Origin of the sequence: Variovorax sp. LjRoot84 (assembly GCF_964254305.1) — a bacterium.
GTDB lineage: Bacteria > Pseudomonadota > Gammaproteobacteria > Burkholderiales > Burkholderiaceae_C > Variovorax.
Genome location: NZ_CAXUTE020000001.1, coordinates 2,690,602 through 2,706,867, shown reverse-complemented (window position 1 = coordinate 2,706,867; position 16,266 = coordinate 2,690,602). Strand labels below are relative to the sequence as shown.

Sequence of the window (16,266 nt, the reverse complement as noted above, 5' to 3'; positions counted from 1 at the left end):
TAACCCCGGGTGCGCAGGCCGCGAAGTAGAAACGACTGCGCCGAGCGGCGCGGTTGAAAATCTTCACTCAACCACTGGAGCTCATTCCATGATCACTCGCCCTCTCGCCATCACCGCCCTCGCCCTGGGCGCCCTCGCCGCCGGCTCCGCCATGGCGCAAGACAAACCGATGGCCGACAAGACGGCCACGATGGAGAAGTGCTACGGCGTCTCGATGGCCGGCAAGAACGACTGCGCCGCCGGCCCCGGCACCACCTGTGCAGGCACCTCCAAGGTCGACTTCCAGGGCAACGCCTGGAAGAACGTGCCGGCCGGCACCTGCGTGACCATCAAGACGCCGAAGGGCACGGGCTCGCTGACGCCGATCAAGTCCTGATCGATTGCCCTGCCGCCATCATGTCCAGCTCGCTCACCGCAGGCCTCGGCCTCAAGCCCGAGCACTATGACGCCGCGCTGTCGTCCCAGGTCGAAGGGCTGTGGTTCGAGGTGCACCCCGAGAACTATATGGTGGCGGGCGGGCCGCGGCTGCAATGGCTGGAAGCGATCCGCGAGCGCCATCCGGTGTCGCTGCACGGGGTCTCGCTCTCGCTCGCGGGCGATGCCGAGCCCGATGCCGCGCACCTTCAGCGGCTGGCGGCGCTGGCGCAGCGCATCCAGCCTGCATTGATCTCCGAACACCTCGCATGGTCGGCCTGGAAGGGCCGGCACTTTCCCGACCTGCTGCCCTTTCCGCGCAGCACCGAAGCGCTGCATCGCATTGCCATCAACATCGCGCGCACGCAGGACGCGCTGAACACCGCCATCGCGATCGAGAACCCGTCTCACTATCTGCGCTTCGAAGGGCACGCGTGGGACGAGATCGACTTCCTTGCCGAACTCGCGCGGCGTACCGGCTGCGCGCTGCTGCTCGACATCAACAACGTGCACGTGTCGGCGTGCAACCTGGGCTTCTCGGCCGCGGACTGGCTGGACCGTTTTCCGCACGAGCTGGTCAGCGAGATCCATCTCGCGGGCCATGCGCTCGATCCGACGCTGGGCGAGGCGCTCTTGATCGACTCGCACGATGCACCGATCGCGCCGGAGGTCTGGGTCCTCTATCGCCGTTTCATCGAGCGCGCGGGCGCCCGCCCCACGCTGATCGAACGCGACGGCAATTTGCCGGCCTTCGATGAACTGATGGGCGAGCGGTCGCAAGCCGACGCCGAACTGCGCCGCATCGCGCAGGAGACCGTGGCATGAGCACCTCACTCGCACAGTTCCAGGACGCCTTCGCCAAGGCCTTGTTCGCGCCGCAGGACGTCGCGGATCCGGTGGTGCAACAGCTCGCGGCGCAACCTGCCTTCGCGGTCTATCGCAACACCGTGATGAAGGGCTGCATCGACGCGCTCGAAGCCAACTTGCCCGTGGTGGCGCGGCTGGTGGGCAGCGAATGGTTTCGTGCCGCCGCGGCGCTGCATGTGGCGGCCGAGGCGCCGCGCGACGGCCGGTTGCTGAACTACGGAAGCGGCTTCGCCGCCTTCCTGCAGGGCTTCGAGCCGGCCGCCGAACTGACCTATCTGCCCGGCGCGGCACGGCTCGACGCCTTGTGGTGCGAAGCCCATGCCGCGCAGGATGCGCCCGTGCTCGATGCCGCATGGCTTGCCCGCTGCACACCGGAACTGCTCGCGAACCTGGTGCTCAAGCCCCATCCGGCGGCGCGCTGGGCCTGGTTCGACGAGCAGCCGGTCTACAGCATCTGGGCGCGCAACCGCACTCCCGTCGACGATGAAGAAGAGCTCGTCTGGCAAGGCGAAGGCGCGTTGCTCACGCGTCCCGCCGACACCGTGGTCTGGCGCGCGATTCCCCAAGCAGGCTGCGCCTTTCTCGATGCCTGCGCCGCTGGTCTGCCGCTGGCCGAGGCGGCCGAACGCGCCCTGGCCATCGATCCCGATGCCGACCTTACCGCCCTGCTCGAAAGCCTGCTGCGCGCGGGCGCCTTCATCGAAAGAACACCATGAACCCGAACGCTACAGCCTCCAACGCCCTGGCCTCGAGCGACGGGCACGGCCTTCGCGCACACTGGAACCTGCTGGCCTCGTGGCTCACGCGCATCGTGCCGCACGACCTGCTGGCACTGGCCGCGCGCGTGAGCATCGCCGCGATCTTCTTTCTCTCGGGCCGCACCAAGGTCACGGGCTTCCTCACGCTGACCGACAGCGCCTACGAACTGTTCCGCACCGAGTACAAGCTGCCGCTGGTGTCGCCCGAGATCGCGGTGCACCTCGCGGCCTATGCGGAGCATCTGTTTCCGGTGCTGCTGGTGCTGGGCCTGTTCACGCGGCTGTCGGCCCTGGCGTTGCTGGGCATGACGCTGGTAATCCAGGTCTTCGTCTATCCGGACGCCTGGCCCACGCATCTTTCGTGGGCCGCGCTGCTGCTCTACCTGCTCGGTCGCGGAGGCGGCGCCCTCTCAATCGACCGCCTGCTGCGCATCAGCTAAGCCCCCACGCTCCCTCACTTCGTGTGGTCGCTGCCCCCCAAGGGGGTGCAGCCCGGCTTGGGGCGGCCCGGCGCCGGGCCAGCGGCTTGCCAGTCGCAGAAGCCCTCGCTACATTGTGTTTTTTGAGGGCCTGCAATGTCCGTTGACACCGTTCCGACTCCTTCCACGCCGTCTCTTTCCGCGAATCCCGAGCCCTCTTCCGTACCGACCCAGCGGCCCCACATCCGCCTGACCTCGCACGCGGGCGGCTTCGGCGCCCTGCCGATCCAGTGGGGCGCCGCCACCGCCGCCGAGCGCGGCCCGGTGGTCGGCACCACGACCAAGCGCGCGCACCGCAACGTGATCGGCACGCACAGCGGCTCCTACAGCGTCTACCGCGCGCTGGCCGTCGCGGCCGGTGCGCTCAAGCGCGAGCACAAGGCCGACCTGACCAATACAGCGCCGACCGACGTGATCGGCCCCTATCCGCAGTGGAGCGAGCCCGGCCGCATCGTCTCGCTCGATCCCTGGGGCGCGGTGGTGGCCGAGGCCTTTGCCACCGAGCTGGCGGCCGGCTACGACATCCGCCCCACCATCGCCATCACCAAGGCGCACGTGATCCTGCCCGAGGTGATCGAGGCGCTGCAGACCGGCCGCCTGAAGGCCGACGGCAAGTTCCTCACGCCCGGCGGCGCGGCGATGGTCACCAAGGCGGCGATCGAGCCGGTCTGGTACCTGCCCGAGGTGGCCAGACGCTTCGGCTGCTCCGAGACCGACCTGCGCCGCGTGCTCTTCGAAGAAACCGGCGGCATGTACCCCGAGCTGGTGACGCGCTCCGACCTCGAGGTGTTCCTGCCGCCCATCGGCGGCCAGACCCTCTACATCTTCGGCAATGCGCGTGACCTGGCCAACCCGGATGTCGAACTCACGGCGCGCATCCACGACGAGTGCAACGGCTCCGACGTGTTCGGCTCCGACATCTGCACCTGCCGGCCCTACCTCACGCATGCGATCGAGGAGTGCATACGCGGCGCACAGCGCGGCGGCGTCGGGCTGATCGCCTACTCGCGCAAGGAAGGCCGAGCTCTCGGCGAAGTGACCAAGTTCCTGGTCTACAACGCACGCAAGCGCCAGGTGGGCGGCGACACCGCCGACCAGTATTTCGCGCGCACCGAGTGCGTGGCCGGCGTACAGGACATGCGCTTCCAGGAGCTGATGCCCGACGTGTTCCACTGGCTCGGCATCCGCAAGATCCATCGGCTGGTATCGATGAGCAACATGAAGTTCGACGCCATCACCGGCTCTGGCATCGAGATCGGCACGCGCGTGAACATCCCCGACGAACTGATCCCGGCCGACGCCCGCGTCGAGATGGACGCCAAGATGGCGGCCGGCTACTTCACGCCCGGCGTGGTGCCGGACGCCGAGGAACTCAAGAAGGCCAAGGGCCGGAAGCTGGATCAATGAGCAAGGACAACTACGGGCTCGACCCAGACCGCCCCACCGCCAACGCCGCCGTGCGCCATGCCGATGCCGACGGCCACGTGGACCCGGCGCTCGAATTCGTGACCGACACCACTCAACCGGCGGGCGCTGCGGCCTTTCTGCGCACGACCCGCGCGGTGCGCATACGCGCGGCCGCATTGCTGACCCGCGCGCGCCGCGGCGAATCGCAGTGGTTCACCATCGGCGACGAGGCCGCGCTCGAAGACACGGCCCGCACGGTGGCGGAGGTGACGCGCGAACGCTATCCCTGGGACACCATTCCTTACCACAGCCGCTGGCGCCATTTCGAAGCGGGCGACGTGAACCGGCTGAAAGAACTCGATCGCCTGCTGGGCCACCTGGACGCGCCCCAGCGGGCCCGCGCCCACATCGACCTGGTGCTGGTGAGCGTGCTGCTCGATGCCGGCGCCGGCCCCGATTGGCACTACATCGAAGCCGCCACCGGCAAGCGCTTCACGCGCTCCGAAGGCCTGGGCGTCGCCAGCTTCCATGCCTTCACGAGCGGCCTGTTCTCCTCGAATCCCGACCACCCGCTGCAAGCCGATGCCGCCGGCCTGCGCGCGCTGGTGACCGACCGGCTGGGCGATGCCTTCCAGGTCAGCGAGGTCAATCCGCTCGTGGGCCTCGCGGGCCGCGCGATGCTGCTGCGGCGGCTCGGCGAGGCGATGAGCGAGCAGCCCGAGACCTTCGGCGACGAGGGGCGGCCAGGTGGCCTGTTCGATGCGCTGGTCGGCCCCTATGGACCCGGCGCCGCGCCGACGGCCGAGATCACGGCGCACGAGATCCTCTCGCTGCTGCTCGAATCGTTGTCGCGGATCTGGCCCGCCGCCAACGCGATCGACAGCCTCGCAGCCGACGGCAGCGATGCGGCCGGCGGCATCGGCTCGGGCGACCCGGCGCTCGCGCTGGGCGACTGCTGGCGCCACAGCGCGGTGCGCGGGCCGGGGCTCACCAACGGCTGGATGCCCTTCCACAAGCTCTCGCAGTGGCTGACCTACTCGCTGCTCGAGCCCTTCGAGTGGGCCGGCGTCAAGGTGCGCCATCTCGATGCGCTGACCGCCCTGCCCGAGTACCGCAACGGCGGCCTGCTGCTCGACAGCGGCGTGATCGTGCCCAAGGACCCGGCCCTGCTCGAGCGCAGTTGGAAGGTGGGCGACGAGTTCATCGTCGAATGGCGCGCGCTGACCATCGCGCTGCTCGACGAGCTCGTGCCCCGGGTGCGCAAGGTGCTCGACCGCAGCGAGGAAGAGCTGCCGCTGGCCCGCGTGCTGGAAGGCGGCACCTGGGCCGCCGGCCGGGCGCTGGCACAGCGCTTGCGTGGCGGTGCGCCACCCTTGCGCATCGAGAGCGACGGCACTGTCTTCTAGACTTCTCCTTTTTCTCACAACAACTCTCATGAGCAACGTCCACCTCGTCGACCATCCCCTCGTCCAGCACAAACTCACGCTGATGCGCCGCAAGGAGGCCAGCACCAACAGCTTCCGGCGCCTGCTCAACGAGATCAGCATGCTGATGGCCTACGAGGTCACGCGCGACATGCCGATGCAGGACATCGAGATCGAGACCCCGCTTGAGACGATGAACGCCAAGGTGATCGACGGCAAGAAGGTGGTGCTGGTCTCCATCCTGCGCGCCGGCACCGGCATCCTCGACGGCATGCTGAGCGTGGTGCCGGGTGCGCGCGTGGGCCACATCGGCCTGTACCGCGACCCCAAGACGCTGACCGCGGTCGAGTACTACTTCAAGATGCCCGGCGGCATGGAAGAGCGCGACGCGATCGTGGTCGATCCGATGCTGGCCACCGGCAACTCGGCGGTCGCCGCGGTGGAGCGGCTCAAGGAACTGAACCCGAAGTCGATCAAGTTCGTCTGCCTGCTCACCTGCCCGGAAGGCATCAAGACCTTCCAGGCCGCGCACCCGGACGTGCCGATCTACACCGCGGCCATCGACCGCGAGCTCAACAGCCATGGCTACATCCTGCCGGGCCTCGGTGACGCGGGCGACCGCATCTTCGGCACCAAATAAATTTCCATATCAACGAGGAGAAGTCCGTGTCCCTACGCCGTCATCTGATCGTCCGTTCGGTCGCCATTGCCGCGGCGCTCGCGGCCGGGGCGCCCAGCCTCGCGCTCGCGCAGGCCAAGCTCAAGGTGGCGGCGGTCTACACCGTGCCCTTCGAGCAGCAATGGGTGGGCCGCATCCACAAGGCGCTCAAGGCGGCGGAGGCGCGCGGCGAGATCGAATACAAGGCCACCGAGAACGTCGCCAACGCCGACTACGAGCGCGTGATGCGCGAGTACGCACAGGCCGGCAACCAGCTGATCCTCGGCGAGGTCTTCGGCGTCGAAGCGGCTGCGCGCAAGGTCGCGAAGGACTTTCCGAAGACGGCCTTCCTGATGGGTTCCTCGCTCAAGCCGCAGGCGCCCAACTTCTCGGTCTTCGACAACTACATCCAGGAGCCCGCCTACCTCTCCGGCATGGTGGCCGGCGGCATGACCAAGACCAACAAGATCGGCATGGTCGGCGGCTTCCCGATTCCCGAAGTCAATCGCCTGATGAACGCCTTCATGGCCGGCGCCAAGGAAACCAACCCGAAGGTGGAGTTCAGCGTGAGCTTCATCAACAGCTGGTTCGATCCGCCCAAGGCCAAGGAAGCCGCCTTCGCGATGATCGACAAGGGCGCCGACCTCATGTACGCCGAGCGCTTCGGCGTCAGCGACGCGGCCAAGGAAAAGGGCAAGCTCGCGATCGGCAACGTGATCAACACACAGGACAAGTACCCCGACACCGTGGTCGCATCTGCGCTCTGGAACTTCGAGCCCTCGGCCGACCGCGCGATCAAGCTGGTGAAGGAAGGCAAGTTCGCGGCCGAGGACTACGGCCCCTATTCGATGATGAAGCACAAGGGTTCGGAGCTGGCGCCGCTGGGCACCTTCGAGAAGAAGGTGCCGGCCGACATCGTCGCCAAGGTCAAGGCCAGGGAGGCCGACATCCTTTCCGGCAAGTTCACGGTGAAAGTGGACGACGGCCAACCGAAGTCCACGGCCAAGTGAAGCTCTCCCCCAGGCTTCGCGCACTGCGTGTCGCTGCGCCAACCCCCTCACCGGGGGCAACACCAGCGGCCCGGCAAAGCCGGTTCCGCGGTGTTTCCCGAACGAAGGTCGCCGCTGCGCGGGGCCTTTGTCCCAACTGAAAATAATTGTTGGCGACCGTCCTCTCGCTTCGCGGCATCACCAAGCGCTTCGGCACGCTGGTGGCGAACGACGCGGTCTCGCTCGAACTGCAGGCCGGCGAGGTGCTGGCGCTCCTGGGCGAGAACGGCGCCGGCAAGTCGACGCTGATGTCGATCCTGTTCGGCCACTACACGGCCGACGCGGGCGAGATCGAGGTCTTCGGCCGGCCCCTCGCGCCCGGCAATCCGAAAGCGGCGCTGGCCGCGGGCGTGGGCATGGTGCACCAGCACTTCACGCTGGCGGACAACCTCAGCGTGCTCGACAACGTGATGATGGGCACCGAGCCGCTGTGGCAGAGCTTCTCGCGGCGCAGCGCGGCACGCGCCAGGCTGCTGGAAGTTTCGCAGCGCTTCGGCCTGCCGGTGCAGCCGGACGCAACGGTCGGCAACCTCTCGGTCGGCGAACGGCAGCGGGTGGAGATCCTCAAGGCGCTGTACCGCGGTGCGCGCATCCTGATCCTCGACGAACCCACCGCCGTGCTCACGCCGCAAGAGAGCGAGGCGCTGTTCCACACCCTGGCGCAGATGGTGGCGCAGGGCCTGTCGATCATCTTCATCAGCCACAAGCTGGCCGAGGTGCTGCGCGTGTCGCATCGTATCGCGGTGCTGCGCGGCGGCAAGCTGGTGGCTGAAGCGCGCACCCCCGAGACCACGCAGGCGCAGCTCGCGCTGTGGATGGTCGGCCATGCGATCGAAGGCGTGGTGCGCAGCCCCGCGCGGCGGGTCGGCGACGCGGTCTGCGTGCTGGACCATGTGCAAACGGCCGGCAGCGGTCAGGACCGGCTGGCGGATGTGACGCTCACGCTCAGGGCCGGCGAGATCACGGCGATCGCGGGCGTTTCCGGCAATGGCCAGGTCGCGCTGGCGGAGCTGCTCTGCGGCACGCGCCGCGCGATCGGCGGCACGGTACAGCTGATGGGGCGGGCCTTGCCGGCCTCGCCTGCGCGGCTGGTCCAGCGCGGCGTGGCGCGCATTCCCGAAGACCGGCACGCGGTCGGCGTGGTGGGCGACTTGCCGGTGTGGGAGAACGCGGTGTCGGAGCGACTGCGCAGCACGGCCTTCTCGCGCTGGCTGTGGGTGCGGCGCGCAGCCGCACGCGCCCATGCGCGGCGCATCGAGAAAGCCTATGACGTGCGCGGCGCCGGACTCGAATTGCCTGCGCGCACGCTCTCGGGCGGCAATATGCAGAAGCTGATCCTCGGGCGGGCGCTGCTGGCGCCCGATGCGACCAAAGGCCACGGCAAGGCGGCGCGGCTGATCGTCGCGCACCAGCCGACCTGGGGACTGGACATCGGCGCCGTCGCCTATGTGCAGCAGCAGCTGATCGCGGCGCGCGATGCGGGCGCCGCGGTGCTCTTGATCTCCGACGATCTGGACGAGGTGCTGGCGCTGGGCGATCGGGTTGCCGTCATGCACGGAGGCCAGCTCGGCGAGCCGCGACCGGCCTCGGCCTGGACGCGCGAAGCCATCGGGCTCGCGATGGCGGGCTCATGAGCGCAGCGCCGGGCCGTCCCAAGCAAGCTCGCGCCCCCTCGGGGGGCAGCGAGGACACGCAGTGCCGAGCGTGGGGGCCACATACATGAGGCTGGAGCGCCGCCATGAGACCTCGCGCGCGGCACTGGTGCTGGCACCCTTCGGCGCCGTCGTCTTCACCCTGCTGGTCAGCGCGCTGCTGGTGCTCTGGGCCGGTGCACCGGTGGGCCGCACTTATGCGCTGCTGCTGCAGGGTGGCTTCGGCTCGGTGTTCGCCTGGAGCGAGACGCTGGCGCGCGCGATTCCGCTAATCCTGACCGGGCTGGCCGCCACCGTGGCTTTCAAGGCCCGGCTCTTCAACATCGGCGCCGAGGGCCAGCTCTACGGCGGCGCGCTGGCGGCCGTGGCCGTGGGCGGGCTGCATGGCGGCACGGGCTTCGCGCTGCCGGTCTGGCTGCTGTTCACGCTGATGATGCTAGCCGCCGCAGTCGCCGGCGCTCTGCTGCTGCTCGGCCCGGCGCTGATGAAGAACAAGCTCGGCGTCGACGAGGTGGTGACCACGCTGCTCTTCAATTTCATCGTGCTGCTCGGCGTCTCGGCGATGCTCGACGGGCCGATGAAGGACCCGACCGCGATGGGCTGGCCGCAGAGCGTGTCGCTGCAGCCTGAGCTCGAACTGGGCCGGCTGATCGCGCAGACCCGCGTGCACACCGGCCTGCTGTGGGCCGGCGCGCTGTCGGTGCTGGTCTGGGTGTTGTTCAAGTACACGGTGATCGGCTTCGACATCCGCGCGGTCGGCGCGAATGCGCGCGCCGCGGCCTTTGCGGGCGTGCCGGCCACGCGCACCGTCGTGCTGGTGGCGTTGCTCTCGGGTGCGCTGGCCGGGTTGGCGGGCGCGATCGAGGTGGCGGGCCGTACCAGCTACGTCACGCTCGACATGTCGCCCGGCTACGGCTACAGCGGCATCGTGATCGCGATGCTGGCCGGCCTGCATCCGCTGGGCGTGCTGGCGGCGGGCGTGTTCGTCGCCGGCGTGCTGGTCGGTGCCGACACGATGAGCCGGGCGATCGGCGTGCCGACCTATGTCGCGGACGTGATCGTGGCTGCCTCGCTGATCGCGGTGCTGGTGGCGACCTTGCTCACACAGTATCGAGTGCGATGGAAGTAGTCGACATCCTCGGCAATGCCTCTTTCTGGGTCGCGGTGCTGCGCATCGCCACGCCGCTGATCTTCGGCACCCTGGGCGTGCTGCTGTGTGAGCGCACGGGCGTGCTGAACCTCGGCATCGAAGGCATCATGGTCGCGGGCGCTTTTGCCGGCTGGCTCTCGGTCTATGCGGGGGCGCCGCTGTGGGTGGGCGTCGCGGTGGCGGCGTTGACGGGCGCGGTCTTCGGCCTGCTGCACGCCTTCCTGACCGTGGGCCTCGCGCTCTCGCAGCATGTCTCGGGCCTGGGCATCACGCTGCTGGCGACGGCGCTCAGCTACTACGGCTACCGCGTGAGCTTTCCGAAGGTCAACACGCCGCCGACCGTCACGCCCTTCGCGCCGATGGAATGGTTGCACATCCCGGTGCTCGATGCGCAGACGCCGCTCACGCTGTTCGCGCTGCTGCTGGTGCCGGTGCTCGCGTACATCCTCTACCGCACGCCGCTGGGCCTGGCGCTGCGCATGGTCGGCGAGAACCCGCAGGCGGCCGAGGGCCAGGGCGTCTCGGTCGCAGCCACGCGCAGCGGCGCCATCGTCGCCGGTTCGGCGCTGATGGGCGTGGCGGGCTCCTTCCTCACGCTGTCGGCCTTCAACGCCTTCTTCTTCAACATGGTCAACGGCCGCGGATGGATCTGCGTCGCGCTGGTGGTGTTTGCCTCCTGGCGGCCCGGCAAGGCCCTGCTGGGCGCCCTGCTGTTCGCTTTTTTCGACGCGCTGCAGCTGCGGCTGCAACAATCCGGCGATGCCGTGCTGCCCTACCAGCTCTACCTGATGCTGCCCTATGTGCTGTCGATCGTGGCGCTGGTGCTGGTGGCGCGCAAGGCCAGCTATCCGCAAGCCCTCATGAAGCCCTATCGCAAAGGCGAACGTTAGCCATGCTCGATCTGCTCGTCCACAACGCCACGCTACCCGACGGTCGCAGCGGCATGTCGATCGCGGTGCAGGGCGGCCGCATCATCGAAGTCACCGCAGGGCTCGATGCGCCGGCTGCTGAAAGACTCGACGCCCAGGGCCTGCTGGTCGCGCCCCATTTCGTCGACCCGCACTTCCACATGGACGCCACGCTGAGCTACGGCCTGCCGCGCGTCAACCAGAGCGGCACGCTGCTCGAAGGCATTGCGCTGTGGGGCGAGCTCAAGCCGCTGCTCACGGCCGAAGCACTGATCGAGCGCGCACTCGCCTACTGCGATTGGGCAGTCGCCAAGGGCCTGCTCGCGATCCGCAGCCATGTCGACACCAGCGACCCGAGCCTGCTCGCGGTCGATGCGCTGCTCGAAGTCAAGCGGCGCGTGGCGCCTTACCTGGACCTGCAGCTGGTCGCTTTCCCGCAGGACGGTGTGCTGCGTTCGCCCGGTGGCGTCGACAACCTGAAGCGCGCGCTCGACTTGGGGCTAGACGTGGTCGGCGGCATTCCGCACTTCGAACGCACCATGGCCGACGGCGCCGCGAGCGTGAAACTGCTGTGCGAGCTGGCCGCCGAGCGCGGCCTGCCGGTGGACATGCACTGCGACGAATCGGACGACCCGCTTTCGCGCCACATCGAGACGCTGGCCTTCGAGGCGCAGCGCCTGGGCTTGCGGGGCCGGGTCACGGGCTCGCACTGCACCTCGATGCATTCGATGGACAACTACTACGTGAGCAAGCTGCTGCCGCTCATCGCCGAGGCCGGCGTCAGCGTGATCGCGAATCCGCTGATCAACATCACGCTGCAGGGCCGCCACGACAGCTACCCCAAGCGGCGCGGCATGACGCGCGTGCCCGAGCTGATGGCCCAGGGCGTGAACGTCGCCTTCGGCCACGACTGCGTGATGGACCCCTGGTACGGCATGGGTTCGGGCGACATGCTCGAGGTCGCGCACATGGGCCTGCACGTGGCGCAGATGACCAGCCAGCGCGGCATCCGGCAGTGCTTCGATGCAGTCACGGTCAATGCCGCCAAGGTCTTCGGGCTCGACGGCTACGGCCTCGAAGCAGGTTGCGATGCCAGCTTCGTGCTGCTGCAGGCGCGCGATCCGGTCGAGGCGATCCGGCTGCGCGCGACGCGGCTCAAGGTGTATCGCAAGGGCCGGCTGCTGGCCGAGACGCCGGCTGCGACGGCTGCCCTGCACCTGGCGACCCGGCCGGCGGCCACCGCCTGGATGCATCCGAAGAACTGATCTCAGGCCGGCGCAGCGACCGCGCGCCACATGTGGACCTTCGACAGGAAGGCGCCGCCCTGCGCGATGGCGAACGGTTCGACGCCGAAGGCGGCAAAGCCGCAGCGCTCGTAGAGGGCCTGCGCGGCATCGTTGCCCTGGGTCACCGTCAACTGGACCAGCTTGACGCCCTCGCGCGCCGAGGCCTCCGCGAGCAGGCCCAGCACCAGCTCACGGCCGAAGCCGCCTTGCCGGGCGGCCGGCGCGACATACATGCCGAACAGGTTCGCCTTGTGCCGCGACTTCTCGCGCGACTCGAACAGGATGCCCGCTGCGCCCGCAAGAAGGCCCTTGTGGTCGAACGCACCCAGCACGATCTGCGGTGCCGTCGCTGAGGCATCGAGCCGCGACGTCCACCACGACAGCGGCAAGGCCTCGCGCTCGGCCACCGTGGAGGTGAAGGCATCGGGATGGCGCTCGTAGGCTTCGAGCATCAACGCCCGGTAGGCCTCGGCGTCGTCGGGGGTCAGGCGGCGAAGGCTCACGGTCTCACAGCTTGACGGGCTCGGCCTCGTAGATCTGGATCGTGGGCGCCGCCGCAGCAAGCGCGCCGGCCGCCTTGGCGAAGGCACGCGAGGCCGGGACCGCAAAGTGGGCCAGGAGTGCCGCGCGATCTACCCATTGCTCGACGAAGACCAGGCGCAGCGCGTTTTCCGCGTCGCGGTGCACGGCATGCGAGATGCAGCCCGGCTCGGCGCGCGAACGGCGCACGTGTTCGAGGCTCAGCGCGAGGACTTCGTCCACGGTGTCGCTCTTGGCGAGGATGTCGCCGGTCACAAGAATCATGAGACTCTCCTTGGGTCACGCGCCTTCGGGCAGGCTGTAGTCGAAATCGTAGAAATGCTTGCCGTCGGCGATGCCGATCGCCAGCCTGCCTGCAAGGCCGGCGAGCTGGCCGGTGGCCGAATCCGGCACGACGGTGATCGACAGCTGCTGCTCGCCGCGCGTCATGGTGCCCGTGTGCTGCAGGACGAAGCTGCCCTCGCGGCCGTGCAGCGTCGCCGTCACGCGCTCGATGGCCACGTAGCCGGCCGATCCCTGCGTCGTCGTGACGGCGCTCAGCATCTCGCCCTGGCCGGTGCCCGCGAGGTCGCCGCTGAATTGCTTGTCGAGCGACATCCTGCCGAGCGTCGCGCCTTCGGTCTGCTCGCTCTGCCAGAGCGGCTGCATCTTCACTTCGAAGGTGCCGCTTGCCTTTTTGTTCATGGGTGCTCCTTCTCTTCCTCAAACCGCGGGCGCGATCGCCTCGGCGTATTCGTAGAGTGCGCCCAGGATCTCTTCGCCGCGCTCATCGGCCGTCTCGGCCAGCACGTCGATCTCGGCAAAGAGCTGGTCGACGTTGCGCACCCCGCCCTCGCCTTCGAGCAGGCGCGCGACGCGATGCGCCTCCCAGCGTTCGGTTTCGTCTTCGTCGAGGGTATCGGGAAAGTTGCGGGCCCGGTAGCGGAACAGCAGCTCTTCGAGCCGTGGATCGTCGAAGCCGGTGCGCGAATGTGCGAGCTCCGCCGGCGACAGGCTGCGCAGCTGGGTCAGCCGCCGGCGATCGCCGTTGCCGACGAAGCCGCCGTAGAGGTCTTCATCGACGTCCGGCGCTGCTTCGCGCGGCCGCTCGTAGACCTGGGGCCAGATCGCGCTCATGTCGGGCAAGGCGGCCGCCAGCGCGGCGTTGCGCAGCGCCGCTTCGAGGTCGATGCTCCAGCGCGTGGCCATGGCCGGCGCCAAGGTCTTCAGGTTGCCGACCACCATCGGCGACTTGTTCAGGTGCACGCTCTTCACCGGCAGGCGCAGCACGCCTTCGGGCAGATCGGCGCTTCGCGTGAAAAGGCGTTGGCGCAGCGTCGCCACGTCGAGGTCGCGCAGCTCGCTCGGGTCGTGCGCCAGGTCCCAGGCGATCAGCTCGTTCTTGTTGGTCGGATGGCTCGCGAGCGGCCACATCACGGCCAGGCAGCCGCGCTCGGCCGGGAACATGCCGGAGACATGCAGGAAAGGCCGTGCCGACTCGCGCGTGGCCGGCAGGCCCAGTTCGCTCGCGACCCGGTCTTTCCTGTGCAGCGCGAAGGCGAAGTCGAAGAGCTTGGGCTGCTTGTCGCGGATCAGCCGCGCCAGCGCGATCGTGGCGCGCACGTCCGACAGCGCATCGTGGGCCGATTCGTGGAGCAAGCCGTTGGCGCGCGCCAGGTCTTCGAGCTTGAAGCTCTGCGTGCCGTCGTCCTTTTTCGGCCATTCGATGCCGTCGGGACGCAAGGCATAGGTGAGCCGCACGACGTCGAGCAGGTCCCAACGGCCGCAGTCGTTCTGCCACTCGCGCGCATAGGGATCGATGAGGTTGCGCCAGAACAGGAAGCGCGTCACCTCGTCGTCGAAGCGGATGGTGTTGTAGCCGACGCCGATGGTGGCGGGCTGCGAGAACGCGCGTTCGATCTGCGCGGCGAACTCATGCTCCGGAATGCCGCGCTCGAGGCAGATCTGCGGCGTGATGCCGGTGATCAGGCAGGCCCCCGGGCTCGGCAGGTAGTCCGGCGCGGGCTTGCAGTAGATCATCATGGGCTCGCCGATCTCGTTGAGCGCGGCGTCGGTGCGGATGGCGGCGAACTGCGATGGCCGGTCGCGACGCGGCACGGTGCCGAAGGTTTCGTAGTCGTGCCAGAGGAAGGTTTGGGACATCGTCAGAGCAAAGGTGAGAAAAGGCGTGCCGTCGCGTCGCCGAGCTGGGGAAGGAAGCTGCGCTTCCGGTTGGCGCGCACGGCCGCGGCGCTGTGAAGGTCGGTTTCGAACTGCGCGGCGAGCGGCTTGGCCAGCGCCGGACCATAGATCACGGCGCACACCTCGAAGTTGAGCCGGAAGCTGCGGTTGTCGAAATTGGCGGTGCCGATCATCGCGCAGTTGTCGTCCACCACCAGCGTCTTGGAATGCAGCATGCGCGCCTTGTATTCCCAGATCTTGACGCCGGCCGCGATGAGCTCGTCGTAGTAGGAGCGCGCCGCGGCGCTCACGATCAGCGAGTCGCTGCGCCGCGGCACCAGGAGGCGCACGTCGACGCCGCGCAACGCCGCGCTGGTAAGCGCCATCAAGGCCGGTTCGCCGGGCACGAAATACGGCGTGGTGAGCCATGCGCGCTGCGCCGCCGAGTGGATGGCCGCGACATGCATGCGGTGGATGGCTTCGAGGCCGCTGTCGGGACCGCTGGTGACGATCTGCAGCGGAATGTCACCCGCGCCCTCCTCGGCCGGCAGGCGCGGCAGCAGCCTGTCGATGGCTTCGTCCATCCGGCGCGGATCCTCGCCGGTGGCGTAGGCCCAGTCTTCGAGAAAGGTGGTCTGCAGCCAGCGCACCGCGCTGCCTTCGATGCGCAGGTGGACGTCGTGATACGCGTCGGGCCGCACCCGCCGGTCTTCCTCGTCGGTGATGTTGACGCCGCCGGTGAAGCCCACGCGCCCGTCGCACACCACGATCTTGCGGTGGGTGCGGTAGTTGGTCACGGGCCGCAGCCGCCGGCCGATGCGGGTGTCGTGAAACAGCGCCACCTGGATGCCGGCGGCCTGCATCGGCGCCATGAACTTGCGGCCGATGCGCTTGGAGCCGAGGGCATCGAGCAGCAGGCGCACGGTGACGCCCGCCCGCGCGCGTTCGATCAGCAGGTCGCGCAGCGCGGTGCCGATCGTGTCGGGCTCGAAGATGTAGTACTCGAGGTGCACGTGGTCGCGTGCGCTGCCGATCGCTTCGAAGATGGCGTCGAAGGTGCTGGCGCCGCCGGACAACAGGCGGGCCGCCGTCGCGCTCGACACCGGCAGGCCGCAGGCGGCGGTGCCCAGCGCGGCCATCTGCCGCAGGGCGGGCGGCGCACGTTCCGCGGCCTCGCGCAGCGTGGCGACGTCGGCCGGCGCCTGGGCGATCGCGCGGCTGCGCAGCCGCTTCAGGCGCTGCTTCTTCAAGCGCTGCGGCCCGAGGAAGTAGTAGATGACGAAGCCGGCAAAGGGCAGCAGCGCCAGCGAGAGGATCCAGCTCATCGTCGACACCGGCGCGCGCTTCTGCATCACGATCCAGACGGACAACACCGCGATGTAGCCGCTCCATGCCAGGGAGAGGCCGGTCTTCCATTCGTGGCTGAGCTCGGGGACGATCAAGGGCGAAAGAGGTCGGTGAATGAAAAAAGGCCGGTAGCGCAATGCTACCGGCCTTGGGAGTGGACTCCGGAT

The 16,266-nt window shown here is 68.5% G+C and carries 17 protein-coding genes; 12 read left to right on the top strand and 5 right to left on the bottom strand.

All coding sequences use genetic code 11. The annotated features are described in order from the left end of the window. The first annotated feature begins 88 nt into the window (after positions 1-88). The 12 genes from ACSQ9I_RS13730 to ACSQ9I_RS13675 all read left to right on the top strand — a co-directional run bounded on the left by ACSQ9I_RS13730 (position 89) and on the right by ACSQ9I_RS13675 (position 12,031). Positions 89-376 (top strand): BufA1 family periplasmic bufferin-type metallophore, encoded by a 288-nt coding sequence (locus ACSQ9I_RS13730; protein WP_436313494.1) that lies wholly within the window; start codon positions 89-91, stop codon positions 374-376. Between the two features lie 20 nt (positions 377-396). Next, complete coding sequence (gene bufB / locus ACSQ9I_RS13725) at positions 397-1,239, top strand: MNIO family bufferin maturase (RefSeq protein WP_436313493.1); 843 nt, start codon at positions 397-399, stop codon at positions 1,237-1,239. Then, positions 1,236-1,997: an HvfC/BufC family peptide modification chaperone gene (locus ACSQ9I_RS13720; RefSeq protein ID WP_436313492.1), complete on the top strand. Its 762-nt coding sequence runs from the start codon at positions 1,236-1,238 to the stop codon at positions 1,995-1,997. Before bufB ends, ACSQ9I_RS13720 begins: the two co-directional genes overlap by 4 nt. Beyond that, positions 1,994-2,479 carry a DoxX family protein gene (locus ACSQ9I_RS13715; RefSeq protein WP_436313491.1) on the top strand — a complete coding sequence of 162 codons (486 nt, stop codon included), beginning with the start codon at positions 1,994-1,996 and terminating at the stop codon, positions 2,477-2,479. Before ACSQ9I_RS13720 ends, ACSQ9I_RS13715 begins: the two co-directional genes overlap by 4 nt. 135 nt (positions 2,480-2,614) lie before the next feature. Beyond that, positions 2,615-3,925 (top strand): GTP cyclohydrolase II, encoded by a 1,311-nt coding sequence (locus ACSQ9I_RS13710; protein WP_436313490.1) that lies wholly within the window; start codon positions 2,615-2,617, stop codon positions 3,923-3,925. Next, positions 3,922-5,331: a URC4/urg3 family protein gene (locus tag ACSQ9I_RS13705; protein ID WP_436313489.1), complete on the top strand. Its 1,410-nt coding sequence runs from the start codon at positions 3,922-3,924 to the stop codon at positions 5,329-5,331. The genes ACSQ9I_RS13710 and ACSQ9I_RS13705 overlap by 4 nt, the downstream gene beginning before the upstream one ends. Positions 5,332-5,359: 28 nt before the next feature. Further along, positions 5,360-5,989, top strand: coding sequence for a uracil phosphoribosyltransferase (upp, locus tag ACSQ9I_RS13700; RefSeq protein ID WP_093107717.1), 630 nt, complete (start codon positions 5,360-5,362; stop codon positions 5,987-5,989). Between the two features lie 26 nt (positions 5,990-6,015). Beyond that, complete coding sequence (locus ACSQ9I_RS13695; protein WP_093107719.1) at positions 6,016-7,017, top strand: BMP family protein; 1,002 nt, start codon at positions 6,016-6,018, stop codon at positions 7,015-7,017. Positions 7,018-7,163: 146 nt separating this feature from the next. Then, positions 7,164-8,690: an ABC transporter ATP-binding protein gene (locus ACSQ9I_RS13690; RefSeq protein WP_436313488.1), complete on the top strand. Its 1,527-nt coding sequence runs from the start codon at positions 7,164-7,166 to the stop codon at positions 8,688-8,690. A gap of 85 nt (positions 8,691-8,775) precedes the next feature. Beyond that, complete coding sequence (locus ACSQ9I_RS13685; protein WP_436313487.1) at positions 8,776-9,837, top strand: ABC transporter permease; 1,062 nt, start codon at positions 8,776-8,778, stop codon at positions 9,835-9,837. After that, positions 9,828-10,748 (top strand): ABC transporter permease, encoded by a 921-nt coding sequence (locus ACSQ9I_RS13680; protein ID WP_436303895.1) that lies wholly within the window; start codon positions 9,828-9,830, stop codon positions 10,746-10,748. Before ACSQ9I_RS13685 ends, ACSQ9I_RS13680 begins: the two co-directional genes overlap by 10 nt. Before the next feature lie 2 nt (positions 10,749-10,750). Then, positions 10,751-12,031 (top strand): amidohydrolase family protein, encoded by a 1,281-nt coding sequence (locus ACSQ9I_RS13675; RefSeq protein ID WP_436313486.1) that lies wholly within the window; start codon positions 10,751-10,753, stop codon positions 12,029-12,031. A gap of 2 nt (positions 12,032-12,033) precedes the next feature. On the opposite strand, the gene ACSQ9I_RS13670 is transcribed toward ACSQ9I_RS13675, so the two are convergent. The 5 genes from ACSQ9I_RS13670 to cls are packed head-to-tail and all read right to left on the bottom strand — an operon-like array spanning position 12,034 to position 16,194. Continuing rightward, positions 12,034-12,555: an N-acetyltransferase family protein gene (locus ACSQ9I_RS13670; RefSeq protein WP_436313485.1), complete on the bottom strand. Its 522-nt coding sequence runs from the start codon at positions 12,553-12,555 to the stop codon at positions 12,034-12,036. A 4-nt stretch (positions 12,556-12,559) separates the two neighbouring features. Beyond that, positions 12,560-12,856: a putative quinol monooxygenase gene (locus ACSQ9I_RS13665; protein WP_436313484.1), complete on the bottom strand. Its 297-nt coding sequence runs from the start codon at positions 12,854-12,856 to the stop codon at positions 12,560-12,562. Between the two features lie 15 nt (positions 12,857-12,871). Beyond that, positions 12,872-13,276, bottom strand: a complete 405-nt coding sequence (locus tag ACSQ9I_RS13660; RefSeq protein WP_436313483.1) for a DUF3224 domain-containing protein — start codon at positions 13,274-13,276, stop codon at positions 12,872-12,874. Positions 13,277-13,294: 18 nt separating this feature from the next. Beyond that, entirely contained in the window at positions 13,295-14,734 is a 1,440-nt protein-coding gene (sbcB, locus tag ACSQ9I_RS13655; RefSeq protein ID WP_436313482.1) for an exodeoxyribonuclease I, read from the bottom strand. Between the two features lie 2 nt (positions 14,735-14,736). Then, positions 14,737-16,194 carry a cardiolipin synthase gene (gene cls / locus ACSQ9I_RS13650; protein WP_436313481.1) on the bottom strand — a complete coding sequence of 486 codons (1,458 nt, stop codon included), beginning with the start codon at positions 16,192-16,194 and terminating at the stop codon, positions 14,737-14,739. Positions 16,195-16,266: the final 72 nt, after the last annotated feature.

What these genes read in the sequence shown, in the direction of transcription:
- ACSQ9I_RS13730 (WP_436313494.1), top strand. Translation starts at nt 89, where the DNA reads ATGATCACTCGCCCTCTCGCCATCACCGCCCTCGCCCTGGGCGCCCTC.
- bufB (WP_436313493.1), top strand. Translation starts at nt 397, where the DNA reads ATGTCCAGCTCGCTCACCGCAGGCCTCGGCCTCAAGCCCGAGCACTAT.
- ACSQ9I_RS13720 (WP_436313492.1), top strand. Translation starts at nt 1,236, where the DNA reads ATGAGCACCTCACTCGCACAGTTCCAGGACGCCTTCGCCAAGGCCTTG.
- ACSQ9I_RS13715 (WP_436313491.1), top strand. Translation starts at nt 1,994, where the DNA reads ATGAACCCGAACGCTACAGCCTCCAACGCCCTGGCCTCGAGCGACGGG.
- ACSQ9I_RS13710 (WP_436313490.1), top strand. Translation starts at nt 2,615, where the DNA reads ATGTCCGTTGACACCGTTCCGACTCCTTCCACGCCGTCTCTTTCCGCG.
- ACSQ9I_RS13705 (WP_436313489.1), top strand. Translation starts at nt 3,922, where the DNA reads ATGAGCAAGGACAACTACGGGCTCGACCCAGACCGCCCCACCGCCAAC.
- upp (WP_093107717.1), top strand. Translation starts at nt 5,360, where the DNA reads ATGAGCAACGTCCACCTCGTCGACCATCCCCTCGTCCAGCACAAACTC.
- ACSQ9I_RS13685 (WP_436313487.1), top strand. Translation starts at nt 8,776, where the DNA reads ATGAGGCTGGAGCGCCGCCATGAGACCTCGCGCGCGGCACTGGTGCTG.
- ACSQ9I_RS13680 (WP_436303895.1), top strand. Translation starts at nt 9,828, where the DNA reads ATGGAAGTAGTCGACATCCTCGGCAATGCCTCTTTCTGGGTCGCGGTG.
- ACSQ9I_RS13675 (WP_436313486.1), top strand. Translation starts at nt 10,751, where the DNA reads ATGCTCGATCTGCTCGTCCACAACGCCACGCTACCCGACGGTCGCAGC.
- ACSQ9I_RS13665 (WP_436313484.1), bottom strand. Translation starts at nt 12,856, where the DNA reads ATGATTCTTGTGACCGGCGACATCCTCGCCAAGAGCGACACCGTGGAC.
- ACSQ9I_RS13660 (WP_436313483.1), bottom strand. Translation starts at nt 13,276, where the DNA reads ATGAACAAAAAGGCAAGCGGCACCTTCGAAGTGAAGATGCAGCCGCTC.
- sbcB (WP_436313482.1), bottom strand. Translation starts at nt 14,734, where the DNA reads ATGTCCCAAACCTTCCTCTGGCACGACTACGAAACCTTCGGCACCGTG.